Raw genomic sequence first — 16,262 nt, 5'->3', positions numbered from 1 at the left:
ACCGTATAAAAGGATGAACGCTTGAACCTGCCCCACCACCTGCTGGCCCCCCCGCCCACCGCCAGCACTCCAGCTTCGGCCCTGCTGCTGGCGCAGCAACTGGCCAGTCAGTTTGCGGCTACCGCAGCAGAGCGCGACCACGCTGGCGGCACCCCCAAAGCAGAGCGCGACGCCATTCGCGCCAGCGGGCTCTTGGGTCTGTCCATTGCCAGCGAGCTGGGTGGCCTGGGTGCCAACTGGCAACAAACCTTGCTGGTGGTACGTGAATTTGCCAAGGTCGACAGTTCGGTGGCGCATGTGTTTGCCTTCCACCACCTGATGCTGGCCACCGTCGAGCTGTTCGGCCAGCCGGAGCAATGGCAGCCCTGGCATGAAATCACCACCCGGCAAAACTGGTTCTGGGGCAATGCGCTCAACCCGCTGGATGAACGCACCATCAGCCGGCGCTTTGACGGCTGGCACGAGTTTTCCGGACAGAAAAGCTTTTGCTCCGGTGCGCTGGATTCGCAAATGCTGGTGGTTTCCGCCCGTCAGCAGCACAGCGGACAATTGGTGGTGGCCGCCATTCCAACCGGCCGCAGCGGCATCAGCGTGCAGCAGGACTGGAACAATATCGGCCAGCGCCAGACCGACAGCGGCAGCGTGAACTTTGAAAAAGTGCGTATCGAACACAATGAAGTGCTGGACAAGCCCGGCCCGCTCACCACGCCACGCTCCTGCCTGCGGCCACTGCTGGCGCAGCTGATTCTCACCAATATTTATCTTGGCATTGCCGAAGGTGCATTCGAGGAAGCCCGCCATTACACCTTGCACGAGGCGCGCCCCTGGCGGGCGGCACAAGTGGACCACACCCACGAAGACCCTTACATCCTGGGCCATTACGGCGAGTTCTGGGTAGGGCTGGAAAGCGTGCGCGCCCTCACCGACCGTGCCGGCAACAGCATGGTGGCCGCGCTGGCACGCGGCGAGGCACTGACACAGGACGAGCGTGGCGAAGTGGCCATGCACATTGCCGCGGCCAAGGTGGCCGCCACCCGGATGGGCCTGAACCTGGCCTGTCAAATGTTCGAGGTCACCGGCGCGCGCGCCACCCATGCCGGACTGCGTCTGGACCGGCACTGGCGTAACTTGCGCACCCACACCTTGCACGATCCGGTTGATTACAAATTAAAGGAGTTAGGGGAATGGGCTTTGATTCGCAACTATCCGACACCGACGTTTTATTCCTGAAACCCGCATCGGCCCGCAGGGCCGAGCCAGCACAAGGCCCGGCCATGCCCCTGATCACCCTGCCTAACCGGCAAAGCCTCACCACCTCCATCCGCGCCACGGCACAGGTGTTCGAGGACCCACTGTCCACCGCCCTGCTGGCCCGGATACAGCTGATTGCCCCCAGCGACGCCAATGTGCTGATCATCGGCGAAACCGGTACCGGCAAGGAACTGATTGCCCGTCATGTGCATGCGCTGAGCCAACGGGCGGACCAGCCCTTCGTGGCCGTCAATTGCGGCGCGTTTTCCGAATCGCTGGTGGAAAGCGAATTGTTCGGCCATGAAAAAGGCGCATTCACCGGTGCCTTTGCCGCCAAACCCGGCTGGTTCGAGGCCGCCAATGGCGGCACGGTGTTTCTGGATGAAATCGGTGACTTGCCGCTGAACATTCAGGTGAAGCTGCTGCGCATCCTGCAGGAGCGCGAGGTGGTGCGGCTGGGTTCGCGCAAGCCCATTCCCATCAATGTGCGGGTGATTGCCGCTACCAATGTGCGGCTGGAAGAAGCGGTAGCCGCCGGGCATTTCCGCGAGGACCTGTTCTACCGCCTGCGGGTGGCCCATCTGGCCCTGCCCGCCCTGCGCGACCGCCCCGGCGACATCCTGCCGCTGGCCCGGCATTTTGTCGACGAATACCGCCAGCGCCTGGGCTATGGCGATGTCGCCCTGCATGCCGATGCCGAGCGCAAACTGCTGCAACACCCGTGGCCGGGCAACATCCGTGAACTGGAAAACGTCATCCACCATGCTTTGCTGATCTGCAAGCAGAATGTCGTGCGTGGCGATGATTTGCAGCTGTCATCCTTGCAACTGAACCGTCGCAACGAACGTAGCAGCGCACCATCAAACCCTGCGCTCACAAGCCAGGACGCAGACGAAGGACACCAGCAGTTGCAACAGGCCTTGCAAGCCCTGTTTGAAACCAATGGCAGCAATCTGTACGAAGATATCGAAAGCACCATCATCCGCGCGGCGTATAACTATTGCCACCGCAACCAGGTGCAGGCCGCCCGTTTGCTGGGCATCAGCCGCAACATCATCCGCGCGCGGCTGATCCGCCTGGGGGAAATCAGCGCGCTGCGCTAGGAATACAGTCAGTCCGGGAAAACTCAGGCCCAGGCCGCGCCGCCATGCAAGTGCAGCACTTCGCCGTTCATGCTGCGGTTATGCATCAGGAACAGCGCCGCGTCGGCAAATTCTTCAGCCTGCCCCAAGCGCCCCAGCGGCAAGCCGGCAGCCAATGCTTGCAAGCGTGCCGCATCATCCCCCAGCGCGGCAGCAAGCAAGGGGGTTTCCATGGGGCCCGGGCTGATGACATTGATGCGGCGCGGTGCCAGCTCGCGCACCAGACTGTGTGCCAGGGTTTCCACCGCCGCAGCAGCCACCGCCGCCATGGCCTTGCCCGGCTGTGGCCGCTGTACCACCATGCCGGAGGTGAGTGTGATGGAGCCTTGCTCTGCCATGCGCGGCAAGGCGGCACGCAGACAATGCACACTGCCCCAGAAGCGGCTGTCCAGATTGCGCTGCAAATCTGCAAGATCCGACTCCACCAGCCGCCCCGGGCTGAGCACGGCGGCAGTCACCAACAGGTGGTCCAGCCTGGGGATGCGGTCAAAAAAACACTTGATGGATGTCACATCCAGCATATCCACCGGCCAGCCACGGGCTGACTGCCCCAGCAGTGCCAGTGCCTGCTGCAAGCGCTCAGGCTGACGCCCGCCTATCACCACATGCGCCCCGGCCTGCTCAGCAGCCTGTGCGGCAGCCAGTCCCAGCCCAGAACTGCCGCCCACCACCACCACGGTTTGCCCCTGCAATGTTTGGTCTTGCATCGCCTTGCTCCTGCTTTCAGTGAAAAAACTGATGCTAAAGCTGTGCAGGCAGTGTTAATGCAAGCTATTTCCTGTTTAAAAAACGACTAAATCTGTAAATATCGTCAGAAACTTCTTGGAAAAACCAGGGCTAGCGACGCAAAAAAGGCATTGTCGCAGCAATGCCTTGTCATGGATGAATCAGCTGCAGGCTATTTTTGCCAGGCCAGGCTGTAGAGCTTGTCGTTATTGGCGTAGGACTTGCGAATCTGCGCCTTCACGGCCGGTGAATTCTGGTAGATCTGCACGAACTTCAACAGGCGCGGGTCACGGGCATTGTCTTCGCGGGCAACAAAACGCAGTGCATATTGCTCGTCATCCTTGCCGGAGAAGATCAGCGCGCTGCCGGGGTCAAAAGCATGGGCCGCCACGATGAAGTGCGGATAGCCCTGCGCCAGATCGACATCATTCACCACCCGCACCAGTTGCGGCCCTTCCACTTCCACAAATTCCAGCTTGCGCGGATTGCTGACAATATCACTCAGCTTGCCGCGGGCGCCCACGCCGTCACGCAGCTTCAGCAGCCCGGCTTTTTGCAGCAACAGCAAGCCACGCCCCTGATTGATCGGGTCGCTGGCAATGGCCACCTTGGCACCGGTTTTCAGCTCGGAAAACTGCTTGATGCGGCTGGAATACAGGCCGATATTGGCCAGAATGCCCAGGCCTACCGGCTTGAAATGATAGCCCTGGCTCTTGATGACATTGTCCAGAAAGGCCTGGTGCTGGAAGTAATTGGCGTCCAGATCCTTGCTGGCCAAGGCGACATTGGGGGTGGTCCAGTCGGAAAACTCGACTACATCCACGTCCAGCCCCTGCTTTTTCGCTTCCTGTGCCGCTACTTGCACCGAGTCGGCATAAGCACCGGGCGTCACGCCAATCTTCAATGCGGCGGCCAGTGCGCCTTGTGCCAGCAGCAGGCCGACCAGCGCCAGCGCGCCCAGTTTCTTCTGGTGAAGTTTCATGATTTTCCCTTGAGTGTGTGATGTTGTTTTGATTTTCTGTCGCTTCAGCGTGGCCGGTAAGCCGCTGCGGCATGGCGGGCGGGCAAGCGGTCGCCCTCGGCAAACAGCTTGTGGCGCAGGCTGCCTTCGGCATAGGCCGTCTTGTAACTGCCGCGGTTTTGCAGCTCCGGAATCACCAGGTCAATAAAGTCTTCGTAGCTTTCCGGCGTGACGGTGCGGGACAGGTTGAAGCCATCCACGCCCACCTCGTTGACCCAGCTTTCCAGCTCGTCCGCCACGCTGGCGGCATCGCCTACCAGTGTCGGGTAACGACTGCCCAGCCGGAAACGTTCCAGCAGCTTGCGCCGGGTCAGCTGGTTGGCGGCGGACTGGATGGCATTGCTGCCACCGTATTCAATCGGGTCGTCCAGACCATAACGGCTGAAGTCCACCCCGATGCTGCTGGCGAAGTGGGCGAGGCCTGCTTCCGGGCTGGCGTACTGCCAGTAGTCGTCAAATTTTTCCTGGGCTTCGGCCTGGGTCTGCCCCACCACGGTGGCAATGCCGATGAAGATTTTCACATCGTCGGCACGGCGACCGGCGGCCACCGCCTGACGGCGGATGTCCTGTACCAGCTGGCGCGTCTTGTCCTTGTCCTGCGCGGCAATGAAGATGCCCTCGGCGTGACGGGCGGCAAACTGCTGGCCTCGGTCTGAGCTGCCGGCCTGAAACAGCACCGGCGTGCGCTGGCGTGAAGGCTCGCACAGGTGGTAACCATCCAGCTGGTAGAACGGCCCCTGATGGCTGATGCGATGGATGCGGCTGGCATCGGCAAACACCCGCGCCGCCTTGTCGCGCCGCACTGCCTCGTCCTCCCAGCTGCCTTCCCACAGTTTGTACAGCAGCTCCAGATAATCATCGGCACGGTCGTAACGCTGGTCGTGTTCGTCCTGGGTCAGCAGGCCCATGGCGCGCGCACCGCTGTCCAGATAACCAGTGACAATATTCCAGCCCGCGCGGCCACCGGTGAGGTGGTCCAGCGTGGACATGCGCCGGGCAAACAGATACGGCGGTTCGTAACTGAGATTGGAGGTGACGCCAAAACCCAGATGCTGGGTCACCGCGGCCATGGCCGGTACCAGCAATAGCGGGTCGTTGACCGGCAGCTGGATGGCTTCGCGGGCGGTGAGGTCTATCGACTGCTGGTACACATCGTAAACACCGATGATGTCGGCGATGAACAGGCCGTCGAACAGGCCGCGCTCCAGCGTTTTGGCCAGCTCGGTCCAGTAGCCCAGAGTGTTGTAGTCCACCGAGTTGTCACGCGGGTGGGTCCACAGGCCGTGGTTGATATGGCCGACGCAATTCATGTTGAAGGCGTTGAGCAGAATCTGTTTTTTCGCCATGTCACAGCGCTCCGTGCCGCGGCGGCAGCACATCGTTCAGCACGTAATTGCCGATGGCGTGGAATTTCCAGCGCAGCGGGTCATGCAGGGTGTGTACGCGGGCATTGCGCCAGTAGCGGTCCAGATTACGCGCTTCCAGCGTGGCGCTGGTGCCGGCCAGTTCGAACAACTGGCTGCCCGCCTGCAAGGACACTTCCGTGGTCAGCACCTTGGCCTCCGCCACCGCCACCGAGGCCTCAGCCACACTGCGGGCATCGGGGAAGGCCTGTGCCTGCAGCGCATCCAGCACCCGTCCGGCGCGGCGCAGCAAGGCATCGGCCGCCCGCAAGCGCACCCGCAGATTGCCCACCCGCTCCAGCAAGAGCGGGTCGCGGCTGGCCTTGTCCACGCCGGAATCTATCCAGGGCCGGGCATGCTCGCGCACATAGTGCAGGGCTTCCTGATAGGCTCCGCGCGCCTGCCCCAGGTCGATGGCGCAATGCAGGATCTGGGCAAACGGGCCAATGGGGGTGGGCCGGTCAAACGAGGCCTTGAACGGGACAATCCACTCCGGTTCCACCCATACCTGGCTGAAGCTGACCGAACCACTGCCGGTGACGCGCTGGCCAAAACCATCCCAGTCGTCGGTAATCTCCACCCCGGCACTGTCACGCGGGATGAAAGCCAGATAGCTGTCCTGGTTGTCATCCACCACCAGGGTGGGAATCCACTGCGCATACAGCGCGCCGGTGCAGTAAAACTTCTGCCCGCTGACACGATAGCCCTTGCCCTCCGGCGTCAGGCGGGTGCGGCGCTGGTAGTCCTTGTGGCCGATTTCGGCCAGCGCATTGCCAAAACGCACGCCATTCAGTGCCAGGCCGTAGAAAAAACGCTTTTGTTCTGCGCTGCCGCCCACGCGCAGTACTTCCAGCGCGTAGAAATGGTTTTGTGGAATCTGCGCCAGCGAGCCGTCCGCTGCGCTGATGGTGGCAATCACCTCGGCCAGCGTCACGGCGGACACCCCGGCCCCACCATATTTGCGCGGCACGGTAATGCCCCACAGCCCGCTCTGGCTATAGCCTTCCAGCTCGGCCCAGGGCAGGATGCGCTCGCTGTCGCGCCGGGCGGCATCACGAGCAAATTCGCCAGCCCAGTGATGGGCCAGTTGCAGCGCCTCTTCATCGCTGGTGATACGGTGGACCGCCAGCGGCTTGGCCTGCTGGCCCTGCAACGGGCGCACTGCAGCCACTTCACTCATGCTGCTCTCCTTTCAATTCCATTGATGGCGTGCCGGAAACACGCCGTTCAGGCTGTAATTGCCAATGGCGTGATACTTCCAGCGTACCGGGTCGTGCAGGGTGTGCACGCGGGCATTGCGCCAGTGACGGTCCAGCTGGTGGCGCGCACGGGTGGAGGCCGAACCGGCCAGCTCGAACAGCTTTTCACTGGCTTGCAGGGCAATCTCGGTGGTCAGCACTTTGGCTTCGGCCACGGCAATAGAGGCTTCTGCGCTGATGGCATCCGTCACCTCGCCCGTGCGCAGCTGGTCCAGCGTGCGGGCGGCATCGTCCAGTACTTCTTGTGCCGCATGCAGGTCGATTTGCAAGCGCGCCACCGCCTGAATCACATAGGGGTCGTCGCTGGCACGGCTGACGCCGGAATCCAGCCAGGGCCGGGCATGCTCGCGCACAAACAAAATGGCATCGCGCAGCGCCGCCTCGGCAATACCGGCATCGATGGATGCCTGGATCAGCTGCGAAATCGGCCCGGTGAGATTGGGGCGGTCCGCCAGCTGCCATACCGGCAGCAGCTGCGCCTCCTCTACCCGCACCCGCTCAAAGCGCACGCTGCCGCTGGCCGTGGTGCGCTGACCGAACGAGGACCAGTCGTCAATCACCTCCACGCCCGGCGCATGCCGTGGCACCAGCACTTGCACGGTCAGGCCGGATTCATCGCGGGCGCGGGTGGGAATCCAGTCGGCAAACAAGGCACCGGTGGAATAAAAGCGCTGGCCGCTGAGGTAGAGCCCGTCGGCCTCGCGGCTCAAACGGGTACTGAGCTGCTGCATGGGCTGTTTGCCCTTTTCCGGCCCGGCATTGCCCAGACGCCGCCCGGACAGCACTTCGCTGTAAATGAAACGCAACTGGGCAGGCGTGGCCAACAGGGGAAACAGTTCCAGCACGGCAAAGTGGTTTTGCGGTATCTGCCCCAGCGATGGGTCGGCCGCGCACAGGATGCGGAACACCCGCGACAGTGTCAGCAAGCTGACCCCGGCACCGCCATATTGGCGCGGTACGGTAATGCCCCCCAGGCCACTGGCGGAATACCGCGCCAGCTCGGCCCAGGGCAGGCGGCGCTCGCGGTCGCGCACACCGGCTTCCACGGCAAATTCGGCCGCCAGCTGGCGCGCCACTTCCAGTGCTTCGGCATCACTGCGGATCAGCGCGGCCTCTTGCAAGATTGCTTGTTGAGTCATGAATGGTTTTCGCTTCATTGACGATGATTGAGACGACGTGCCAACACGTCACCGGCGGTCTGCACCACGCTGACCAGCACCACCAGGCCGATGAGCACCGACACCATCACCTGGGTATCAAAGCGCTGATAGCCATAGCGGATGGCCACGTCCCCCAGGCCACCGGCCCCCACGGCACCAGCCATGGCCGAGGAGCCGATCATCGCCACCAGGGTGATGGTGAGGCCGGACACGATGCCCGGCAGGGCTTCGGGCAGCAGCACATGCCACAGCACATCGCGCTTGCGCCCGCCCATGGCCTGCACCGCTTCAATCAGCCCGCGGTCCACTTCACGCAGGCTGACTTCGGCAATGCGGGCAAAAAACGGAATACCCGCCACCGACAGCGGCACCACCGCCGCCCACACGCCAATGGTGGTGCCCACCACCAGCCGGGTGAAGGGCAGCAGCACCACCAGCAGAATGATGAAAGGCACCGAGCGGAACGCATTCACCACACTACCCACGCCCCGGTTGAGCCAGGGCCGGGCGTACAAATCGCCCGGGCCGGTGGTCACCAGCAGCAAGGCCAGCGCCAGGCCGAAAATGGCGGACACCAGCGCCGATACGCTGACCATTTGCAAGGTCTGCCAGGCGGCAGTCAGATACAGATCGAAAGAATCAGGCATGGTCGACGTACCCCAGAATGCGGATATTGCCAGCCGGAATGGCCAGCTGACGGGCCAGATCGCCCAGCCGGTTGCGCGACTGCGGTGCGCAGGCCAGCACCAGCCTGCCCTGTGCCCTGCCCTGTATGCGTTCCACGCCGCCATGCAGCAGGCGGGTGGCCGGCCCCAAGGCTGCCACCAGCGGGCCCAGCGCCGGGTCCTGCCCGCTGACGCCATCCAGCCGTACATCCAGCAGCAATTCCGCCTGCGCCGTAGCCGGTTCCGCCACAATGCGCCCCGCCACATCGGCGGGCAGTTCATGATTCAGCGAAGCAAGCAAGGCGCGGGTGGCATCAGCTTGCGGCGCACCAAACACCTGCCATACCGGCCCCAGTTCCACCACCTTGCCTGCTTCCAGCACGGCCACGCGGTCGCATACTTCGCGGATAACGGCCATTTCGTGGGTGATCAGCACCACGGTGACCTTGAGTTGACGGTTGATGTCGCGCAGCAGCGCCAGAATGGACTGGGTGGTTTCCGGGTCCAGCGCCGAGGTGGCTTCGTCGCACAGCAGCAATTCCGGCTGATGCACCAGTGCGCGGGCTATGCCCACCCGCTGTTTTTGCCCACCAGACAGACGGGCCGGATAAACATCACGCTTGCCCTCCAGCCCCACCAGTTGCAACAGGCTGTCAACGCGGGCGTCAATCTTGGCCTGCGGCAGCCCGGCTATCTTCAGGGGCAGGCCGATGTTCTGCGCCACCGTGCGCGAGGACAGCAGGTTGAAATGCTGGAAAATCATGCCGATGCCACGCCGCGCCTGCGCCAGCTGGGCTTCGTTCAGGCCGGACAAATCCTTGCCTGCCACCAGCACCTGGCCACTGCTGGGCGACTCCAGCCGGTTGATGGTGCGCAGCAAGGTGGACTTGCCCGCACCACTGCGCCCGATGATGCCGAAGATTTCGCCTTGCCGGATGTCAAAGCTCACCTCCTGCAAGGCCTGCACGCTGCGCCCGCCAGCCTGGAACTGACGTCCCACCTGCCGAAAGCTGACCAGCGCCTCGCCCACGGCCTCCACCTCCCGCTGCCACAAGGCCGGGCCGGCTTCCACCTCTTCAGGCCGTATTGCCTCTGCCAATGCATTCATGCGCCTCTCCCTCATAGCCAGGCCGGGGCGTACAGTTTGCCGAACACCTTGTCCAGCGAGGCGCGCACCTGCTTTGATTGCTGATAGATAGTGATGAAGCGGCGGATTTGCGCATTGTTCACATCCTGTTTGCGCACCACCCATTGCAGGGCGTAAATCCTGTTTTCCAGCCCGTCAAACAACAAGGCATTGTCCGGGTTGTCGCCCGCCAGCTTGAGGAAGGACGGGTAGCCTTGCGCCAGGTCCACATCATCCAGCGAGCGCGCCAGCTGCGAGGCTTCCAGCTGCACGATTTGCAACTTGCGCGGATTGGCCACGATGTCCTGGATGGTGGCCTTGTAGCCCAGGCCGGGCTTGAGCTTGATCAGCCCGGCTTTTTCCAGCAGCAGCAAGCCACGGCCACCATTCACCGGGTCACCGGCAATGGCCACCTTCCCGCCTGTAGGAATCTGGGCAAAGGATTTCCATTTGTGCGAGTACAGGCCGATTTTCATGATGGTGCCGGGCGCAATCGGCACGAAGTCGTAACCGCCCTGCTTCTTGGCGTTTTCCAGAAACGGAATGTGCTGGAAGTAATTGACGTCGATATCGCCATTGGCCAAGGCGGCATTGGGCGTGTTCCAGTCGGAAAACTCCACCAGCTCCACATTCAGGCCCTGGGCCTTGGCTTCCTTCACCGCGATTTGCAGCGATTCGATTTGCGGGGTGGAGGATACCCCTACCTTGATACCGTTGGGACCGGCCACGGCCAGTGAGCTGACAGCCAGCAACAGCGTGGCCAGCACCCTGCCCCAGCGTGAGGATTTGATTCTTGATGGCTGCATTGCAGACTCCCTGATGGTGGCTGCCGCTAGTGGGTGGGCAGCACATTCAGGGGACAGACTAACCATCTGGCATGCATCAACAAACCAATTAAATCGCCGTTAAATATCAAAAATAAAGATAAATAACCGCAATTAACAACAAATAGCACCCATATTTTCATATGGGTGCTGTGTTGGACTCAACCGGAGCAAGACTCAAACGATGGCAGCAGCCTGCTCGAATTCCAGGCGCGGCCCGCGCGCGGGCAAACCTTCGGTCACGCCATAGCCCAGGTTCACTACCAGCAGGCTGCGCCATTGGCCATCCGGGAAGAAGGCGGCGTCCACCGCCGCGGCATCAAAGCCGGCCATCGGCCCGGCGTCCAGCCCCAGGGCACGGGCAGCCAGAATCAGGTAGGCCGCTTGCAGGCTGGCGTTCAGCCGCGCATGCGGTTCCACCAGTTGCGGCAGGCCATCGTAAAAGCCCTTGGCGTCGTAAGCCGGAAACTGCGCAGGCAGATGCTGATGAAAAGCCGGGTCCCAGGCCAGCACCACGGTGAGCGGCGCTGCCGCAGTCTTGTCGCGGTTGCCGGACGAGAGCGCGGGCAGCAGCTTTTGCCGCGCCTCGGCGCTGTGGATGAACAGGTAACGGCCAGGCTGGCCGTTGAAGGCAGTCGGACCCCATTTGAGCAAGTCGTACAACTGGCGAATGGTGGCGTCAGTCACCGGCTTGTCCTGGAAGCGGTGATTGGAACGGGCCGCCACAAACAGCTGTTGCAGTGCGGCGTCGGGCAGAATGGCGCTCATGCCTGCTCCTTAAGCCAGCGTGGCAATGGACACTTCGGTGGACTTGACGAAGGCAATCACCGGAGAACCCACTTTCAGTTGCAGTTCGCGCACCGAGCGGGTGGTAATCACCGAGGTGACGATGCCGGAGGCGGTTTCCACATCCACTTCGGACAGGACCGGCCCTTCCAGGATTTCCTTGATCACGCCCTTGAACTGGTTGCGGACGTTGAGGGATTGAATGCTCATGGTGACTCCTTGATGTGCATGAAAGCTGGCAAGTCATGCGCCTGCCTGACAAGCGACACGCTATCAGAGCCGGACCACCACACTAAGCAAGAAAAACTGCATTGCTTACCAACAATATTGCGTTAGCACCTTGCCTCCTGGCCATCTGCAACGCCCCCTCATGCGGCCGCGCTGTCCTGCAAGTGGGACTGCAACAAGTCGGTCATCCAGTTCATGAATACCTGCACCCGCTGCGGCAGCTGACGGCGGTTGGCATAGATGAAGGAAATCGGCATCGGTGCCGGGCGAAAGTCGGGCAAAATTTCCACCAACTGTCCGCTGGCAAGATAGCTGCGCATGCCCGGTTCGGGCGACTGCACAATGCCCAGGCCCGCCAGACAGGCTGCGGTATAGGCCTCGGAATTGTTGACGGTCAGCACCCCGGCCATGGCCACATGCCGCACACTGCCCGGTACTTGCGGGTCGACATATTCAAAGCCGGGGTCACGCCCGCCAAAGTTGTTCAGATAGTGCACCAGTTGGTGCCGGTCCAGATCCGCCGGTGACTGCGGCATGCCGTGCGCGGCAAGATAGCGCGGGCTGGCGCAGTTGATCATCCGGTACTGCCCCACCGGCCTGGCAATCAGGCTGGAATCCAGCAAGGCCCCCACCCGCAACACGCAGTCGAAACCCTCACGCACCAGGTCCACCCGCCGGTCGGTACTGCTTAATTCCAGCTGCAAGGCCGGATGCTGACGCAAAAAATCCGGCAGCTGCGGAATCACCAGCTCGCGCGCAATGACCAGCGGCATATCCACCCGCAAGCGCCCGCTGAGGGCAGAAGGCTCTGTGCGAAACATCTGCTGCAATTCGCTCATGTCGGCCAGCAGGTCCTTGCTGCGTTCCAGCACCACCTGCCCGTCCTGCGTCAGTTGCACACTACGTGTGGTCCGGTGCAACAAGCGCGTACCCAGCAGGCTTTCCAACTGCTGCACGGCCAGTGAGACGGTGGCCTTGGGCAGCCCCAGGCTTTCTGCGGCGGCGGTAAAACCGGACAGTTCGGCAACGCGGACAAAAACCTGCATGGCGTCGAGTTGATTCATGACTGGGCCCTTTATTGTTGGCAAATAATGGACAGTCTAGCCAAAAATCATGCATTTATCTGACAAAACATTATCAATAGACTGCACAGCATCAGGCAGGCAATACCCTTCCCCATCTCTAGCAGGAGAACACCATGCAACAACGCATCGCACTCATCACTGGCGGCAGCCGTGGCCTTGGCAAGAATGCAGCACTCAAGCTGGCCGCCAAGGGCATAGACATCATCTTTACTTATCACACCCGACAGGACGAAGCCGACGCTCTGGTTCGCCAGCTAGAACAACTGGGCCGTCGCGCTGCGGCGCTACAGCTGGATGCGGGCAATGTACGCAGCTTTGCCGCCTTTGCCGAACAACTGAAAACCGTGCTGCAAGACAAATGGCAGACCGGGCAGATTCACCATCTGGTGAACAATGCCGGCATGGGCATTTACGGCAGTTTTGCCGAAACTACCGAGGAACAATTCGATGCGCTGATGAATGTGCATCTGAAGGGGGTGTTCTTCCTCACCCAGACCCTGCTGCCCTTGATTGCCGATGGCGGGCGCATCCTCAATGTCTCCAGTGGTCTTGCGCGCTTCAGCTTCCCCGGCTATGCCGCCTACGCCACCATGAAAGGCGCGGTGGAAACCCTCACCCGCTATCTGGCCAAGGAGCTGGGCCCGCGTGGCATTGCGGTAAATGTGCTGGCACCCGGTGCCATTGAAACCGACTTCGGCGGCGGCCACACGCGTGACAATCCGCAGGTGAATGCCATGATAGCCGCCAATACCGCCATGGGCCGCGCCGGCCTGCCGGACGATATTGGCGACGCCATCGCCGCCCTGCTGACCGCGGACAGCAACTGGATTACCGGCCAGCGAATTGAAGCATCGGGCGGGATGATGTTGTAAGCACATATTCGCGAGTACAGCCCCCGGCAGTTGTCAAGACTGCCGCGCAGCCGCCACCATGCCATCCAGCCAGTCCTGATGGCCATTGATCATGGGGTTGGGCCTGGTTTGGGCCAGTGCCTGCGCCGGTTTGCCACGCTGGGTTTCCTGGGTGAGGATGCGCACGCGCCCGGCTGATAGTTCTTCAATCAGCCAGGCGTGATGCACGTCCAGCCTGTCTTCCGCCGTACTTCCCGCCCAGCCATGCCAGGCAATGCGCGCAGCTTGTCCGGGGACTGGCGCAATGTGCTCCACCACTTGCGCCTCCACCGGGAAACCGAAGGTTTCAAAGTAAAAACGGTCGCCCATGGCCAGTTCCGGCCCCTTGCCGTCGTAAAAGTGCGGATTGGCCGAATTGGCATAGTAGCCAGGCCACAGCTGCGGTGTATTCAGCAGGACCCACAGTTTTTCTAAGGTCACGCCAGTGACAATCACCTCATTGGAACAGTAATTGTCGGTAAAACCCGGCACATAGCCGGTAGGCCAGATGATGTCGCTCATGATGTTTTCCTTGCGGCAGTCGTTGGTAAAAAAGCTTGGCTGCTACTGTACCCACCCCACGTCAACGCATAAATGGCGGTAAAATCACATCATTTGTTACATCAGAGAACAAAATGCCTGCATTCGACACCACCCAGATCAGCACCATCGCCCTGTTTTGCAAAGCGGCAGAGCTGCGCAGCTTTTCCACCGCAGCAGAAGTGCTGGGGTTGACACCAGCCTCGGTCAGCCGTGCCATCAAGCGGCTCGAAGAACGACTGGGCGTACGCCTGTTTGCACGCACCACACGCACCATGCGGCTGACCCACGAAGGTGAGCTGTACTGGCAAGAGTGCCGCCAGGCCCTGGAGCAGATTGCCGCAGCCGAGCGTGCTATCACCGGCCAACAGAAAGTGCCTAGCGGCTTGCTGCGCATCAGCATCGGCACCTTGTACGCCAATTACCGCCTGCTGCCCTTGCTGGAGGAATTCACCACCGCGTATCCGCAGATCGAGCTGGAACTGAGCCTATCCAACCGGGTGGTGGACATTGTCGAGGAAGGCTACGACCTGGCCATACGCATCGGTACTCCGCAGGATTCCCGCCTGGTAGTGCAAAAGCTGGAAAATGCCTCGCTGGGCATCTTTGCCACACCAGGCTATCTCGCCCGGCGCGGTGTGCCACAACATATTGATGAACTGGCCGGGCATGACTGTTTGCAATTCATCCTGCCCAGCACCGGTCGCGCCATGCCTTGGCTGCTGAAGTTGCCGGATGGCCAGCCGCTGGACCATTCATTCCACAGCCGCCTGCGCCTGCTGGAAGATTCCCAGGGCTGCATTAGCTGGGGGCTGGCCGGGGGCGGGCTGTTCCAGACCTATCATTTCATTGCTGCGCCCGCACTGGCTCGCGGGGAGCTGGTGGAAGTGATGCAAGAGCATGGCGGCAGATCACGCCAGTTTGCTATCACCTATCCGCAGAACCGTCATCTGTCAGCCCGGGTGCGGGCTTTTGTCGACTTCCTGCAGGCACGACTGCGCCAGCCAGCCTGAAACCGGACAGAGGTCAACACAAGCAGGCCCCGCCCCCACAGCGGTCAAGCTGATTGACAAGGCCCCGGCGCTGCGGTTAGCCTGCGCAACATGGAAACGTTACCACAAACTGCCAACAGCATTCGCGAAGTGGCTGCGCTGGCGCAGACTTCTGTCTCCACCGTGTCACGGGTGCTGAATCAGTCCGGCTATGTCAAGGCTGAAGTACGCGAGCGCATCGAACGGGTGATTGCCGCCACCGGCTTTGTCCCCAGCGCCGTGGCCAAGGGCTTGCAGCGCAAGCAGTCCTCACTGGTGGGCGTGGTGATTCCCCGTATCGACTCCTACAGCATCAGCGCCATGGTGGCGGGCATTTCCGCCGTGCTGGAAGCAGCGGGCTACAGCCTGCTGCTGGCGCATACCGACAATCAGGCCGAGCGCGAACTCAAGGCCCTGCAGTTGTTCAAGGAACAACGCGTCAACGGCGTACTGCTGCTGGCTGCCGAACTGGGCGAACAACAGCGCCAGGCTTTTGCCATGTTGCAACGGCCCTTGGTGGTGCTGGGTCAGGACGCATCGGACCTGGGGCTCAGCTGCGTGTTGCAGGACGAATGTGCCGCCGCCACCGCACTGACCCAGGCCTTGCTGGCAGGCGGCCATCGGCGCATCGGCTTTATCGGCGTGAATGCACGCGATATTCAGGTAGGCGGCGAGCGCAAACGCGGCTACCAGAAGGCCCTGACAGCAGCAGGCATTGCAACGGATGAAACCCTGATGACAGCAGGCGGCTTTGATTTTGCCAGCGCAGCACAGGCCGTGGACCAACTGATGGCACTCCCCCAGCGCCCCACCGCCTTGCTGGCCGCCACCGACCGTCTGGCCATTGGTGCCATCAGCCGGCTGGCGGAATTGGGTTTGCGCGTGCCGCAGGACGTTTCGGTGGCCGGCATGGGCGATATTGATATCGCCGCCATGATGCAGCCGCGCCTTTCCACCGTGCATTACGATTACCAGGCCAGTGGCCGCCAGGCAGCGCAATTGCTGCTGGACCAGTTGCAGCACAAGACGGCCGCCAGCAGCAAGCTGGTGATGCCGTTTACCATCAAGATGCGCGACAGCGCACGGCAGTTGACCCCGTAACACAATGGGGCTTTTTAAAACGCA

The 16,262-nt window shown here is 61.7% G+C and carries 17 protein-coding genes; 5 read left to right on the top strand and 12 right to left on the bottom strand.

Features of this window, described 5'->3' with window-relative positions; genetic code table 11:
• Window positions 1-21 precede the first annotated feature (21 nt).
• Window positions 22-1,230, top strand: a complete 1,209-nt coding sequence (locus HWX34_RS16260) for an acyl-CoA dehydrogenase family protein (RefSeq protein WP_178973225.1) — start codon at window positions 22-24, stop codon at window positions 1,228-1,230.
• Entirely contained in the window at window positions 1,185-2,354 is a 1,170-nt protein-coding gene (locus HWX34_RS16255) for a sigma-54-dependent Fis family transcriptional regulator (protein WP_304506142.1), read from the top strand. The genes HWX34_RS16260 and HWX34_RS16255 overlap by 46 nt, the downstream gene beginning before the upstream one ends.
• Before the next feature lie 23 nt (window positions 2,355-2,377).
• Here the strand turns inward: HWX34_RS16255 and HWX34_RS16250 are convergent, their stop codons facing one another.
• From HWX34_RS16250 to HWX34_RS16200, 11 genes are all read right to left on the bottom strand, one after another.
• Complete coding sequence (locus HWX34_RS16250) at window positions 2,378-3,100, bottom strand: SDR family oxidoreductase (RefSeq protein ID WP_178973224.1); 723 nt, start codon at window positions 3,098-3,100, stop codon at window positions 2,378-2,380.
• A 191-nt stretch (window positions 3,101-3,291) separates the two neighbouring features.
• A complete protein-coding gene (locus tag HWX34_RS16245) occupies window positions 3,292-4,101 on the bottom strand; it encodes a MetQ/NlpA family ABC transporter substrate-binding protein (protein ID WP_178973223.1) in 810 nt (269 codons plus the stop codon).
• 44 nt (window positions 4,102-4,145) lie between these two features.
• Window positions 4,146-5,486, bottom strand: a complete 1,341-nt coding sequence (locus tag HWX34_RS16240) for an LLM class flavin-dependent oxidoreductase (RefSeq protein WP_178973222.1) — start codon at window positions 5,484-5,486, stop codon at window positions 4,146-4,148.
• 1 nt (window position 5,487) lies between these two features.
• On the bottom strand, window positions 5,488-6,723 hold the full coding sequence (locus tag HWX34_RS16235; protein ID WP_178973221.1) for an SfnB family sulfur acquisition oxidoreductase: 1,236 nt from the start codon (window positions 6,721-6,723) through the stop codon (window positions 5,488-5,490).
• Window positions 6,724-6,735: 12 nt separating this feature from the next.
• Complete coding sequence (locus HWX34_RS16230) at window positions 6,736-7,941, bottom strand: SfnB family sulfur acquisition oxidoreductase (RefSeq protein ID WP_255497219.1); 1,206 nt, start codon at window positions 7,939-7,941, stop codon at window positions 6,736-6,738.
• A 14-nt stretch (window positions 7,942-7,955) separates the two neighbouring features.
• Window positions 7,956-8,609 carry a methionine ABC transporter permease gene (locus tag HWX34_RS16225; protein WP_178973219.1) on the bottom strand — a complete coding sequence of 218 codons (654 nt, stop codon included), beginning with the start codon at window positions 8,607-8,609 and terminating at the stop codon, window positions 7,956-7,958.
• Complete coding sequence (locus HWX34_RS16220; protein WP_218645221.1) at window positions 8,602-9,735, bottom strand: methionine ABC transporter ATP-binding protein; 1,134 nt, start codon at window positions 9,733-9,735, stop codon at window positions 8,602-8,604. Before HWX34_RS16220 ends, HWX34_RS16225 begins: the two co-directional genes overlap by 8 nt.
• Window positions 9,736-9,746: 11 nt before the next feature.
• Complete coding sequence (locus HWX34_RS16215) at window positions 9,747-10,559, bottom strand: MetQ/NlpA family ABC transporter substrate-binding protein (protein ID WP_178973217.1); 813 nt, start codon at window positions 10,557-10,559, stop codon at window positions 9,747-9,749.
• Between the two features lie 195 nt (window positions 10,560-10,754).
• Complete coding sequence (locus HWX34_RS16210) at window positions 10,755-11,345, bottom strand: malonic semialdehyde reductase (protein WP_178973216.1); 591 nt, start codon at window positions 11,343-11,345, stop codon at window positions 10,755-10,757.
• Window positions 11,346-11,354: 9 nt separating this feature from the next.
• Window positions 11,355-11,573: a molybdopterin-binding protein gene (locus HWX34_RS16205; protein WP_045847830.1), complete on the bottom strand. Its 219-nt coding sequence runs from the start codon at window positions 11,571-11,573 to the stop codon at window positions 11,355-11,357.
• A gap of 158 nt (window positions 11,574-11,731) precedes the next feature.
• Window positions 11,732-12,655, bottom strand: coding sequence for a LysR family transcriptional regulator (locus HWX34_RS16200; RefSeq protein WP_178973215.1), 924 nt, complete (start codon window positions 12,653-12,655; stop codon window positions 11,732-11,734).
• A 134-nt stretch (window positions 12,656-12,789) separates the two neighbouring features.
• On the opposite strand from HWX34_RS16200, the gene HWX34_RS16195 reads away from it, so the two are divergent.
• A complete protein-coding gene (locus HWX34_RS16195; protein WP_178973214.1) occupies window positions 12,790-13,548 on the top strand; it encodes an SDR family NAD(P)-dependent oxidoreductase in 759 nt (252 codons plus the stop codon).
• Window positions 13,549-13,581: 33 nt separating this feature from the next.
• On the opposite strand, the gene HWX34_RS16190 is transcribed toward HWX34_RS16195, so the two are convergent.
• Window positions 13,582-14,088, bottom strand: coding sequence for an SRPBCC domain-containing protein (locus HWX34_RS16190; protein WP_178973213.1), 507 nt, complete (start codon window positions 14,086-14,088; stop codon window positions 13,582-13,584).
• Between the two features lie 113 nt (window positions 14,089-14,201).
• On the opposite strand from HWX34_RS16190, the gene HWX34_RS16185 reads away from it, so the two are divergent.
• Together HWX34_RS16185 and HWX34_RS16180 are read left to right on the top strand one after the other, a co-directional pair.
• Window positions 14,202-15,119: a LysR family transcriptional regulator gene (locus HWX34_RS16185; protein ID WP_178973212.1), complete on the top strand. Its 918-nt coding sequence runs from the start codon at window positions 14,202-14,204 to the stop codon at window positions 15,117-15,119.
• A gap of 90 nt (window positions 15,120-15,209) precedes the next feature.
• Window positions 15,210-16,238 carry a LacI family DNA-binding transcriptional regulator gene (locus tag HWX34_RS16180; RefSeq protein WP_178973211.1) on the top strand — a complete coding sequence of 343 codons (1,029 nt, stop codon included), beginning with the start codon at window positions 15,210-15,212 and terminating at the stop codon, window positions 16,236-16,238.
• Window positions 16,239-16,262: the final 24 nt, after the last annotated feature.

The organism is Aquitalea sp. LB_tupeE (assembly GCF_013391415.1).
Lineage (GTDB): Bacteria > Pseudomonadota > Gammaproteobacteria > Burkholderiales > Chromobacteriaceae > Aquitalea.
This window is presented reverse-complemented; position numbering and strand designations above follow the sequence as displayed.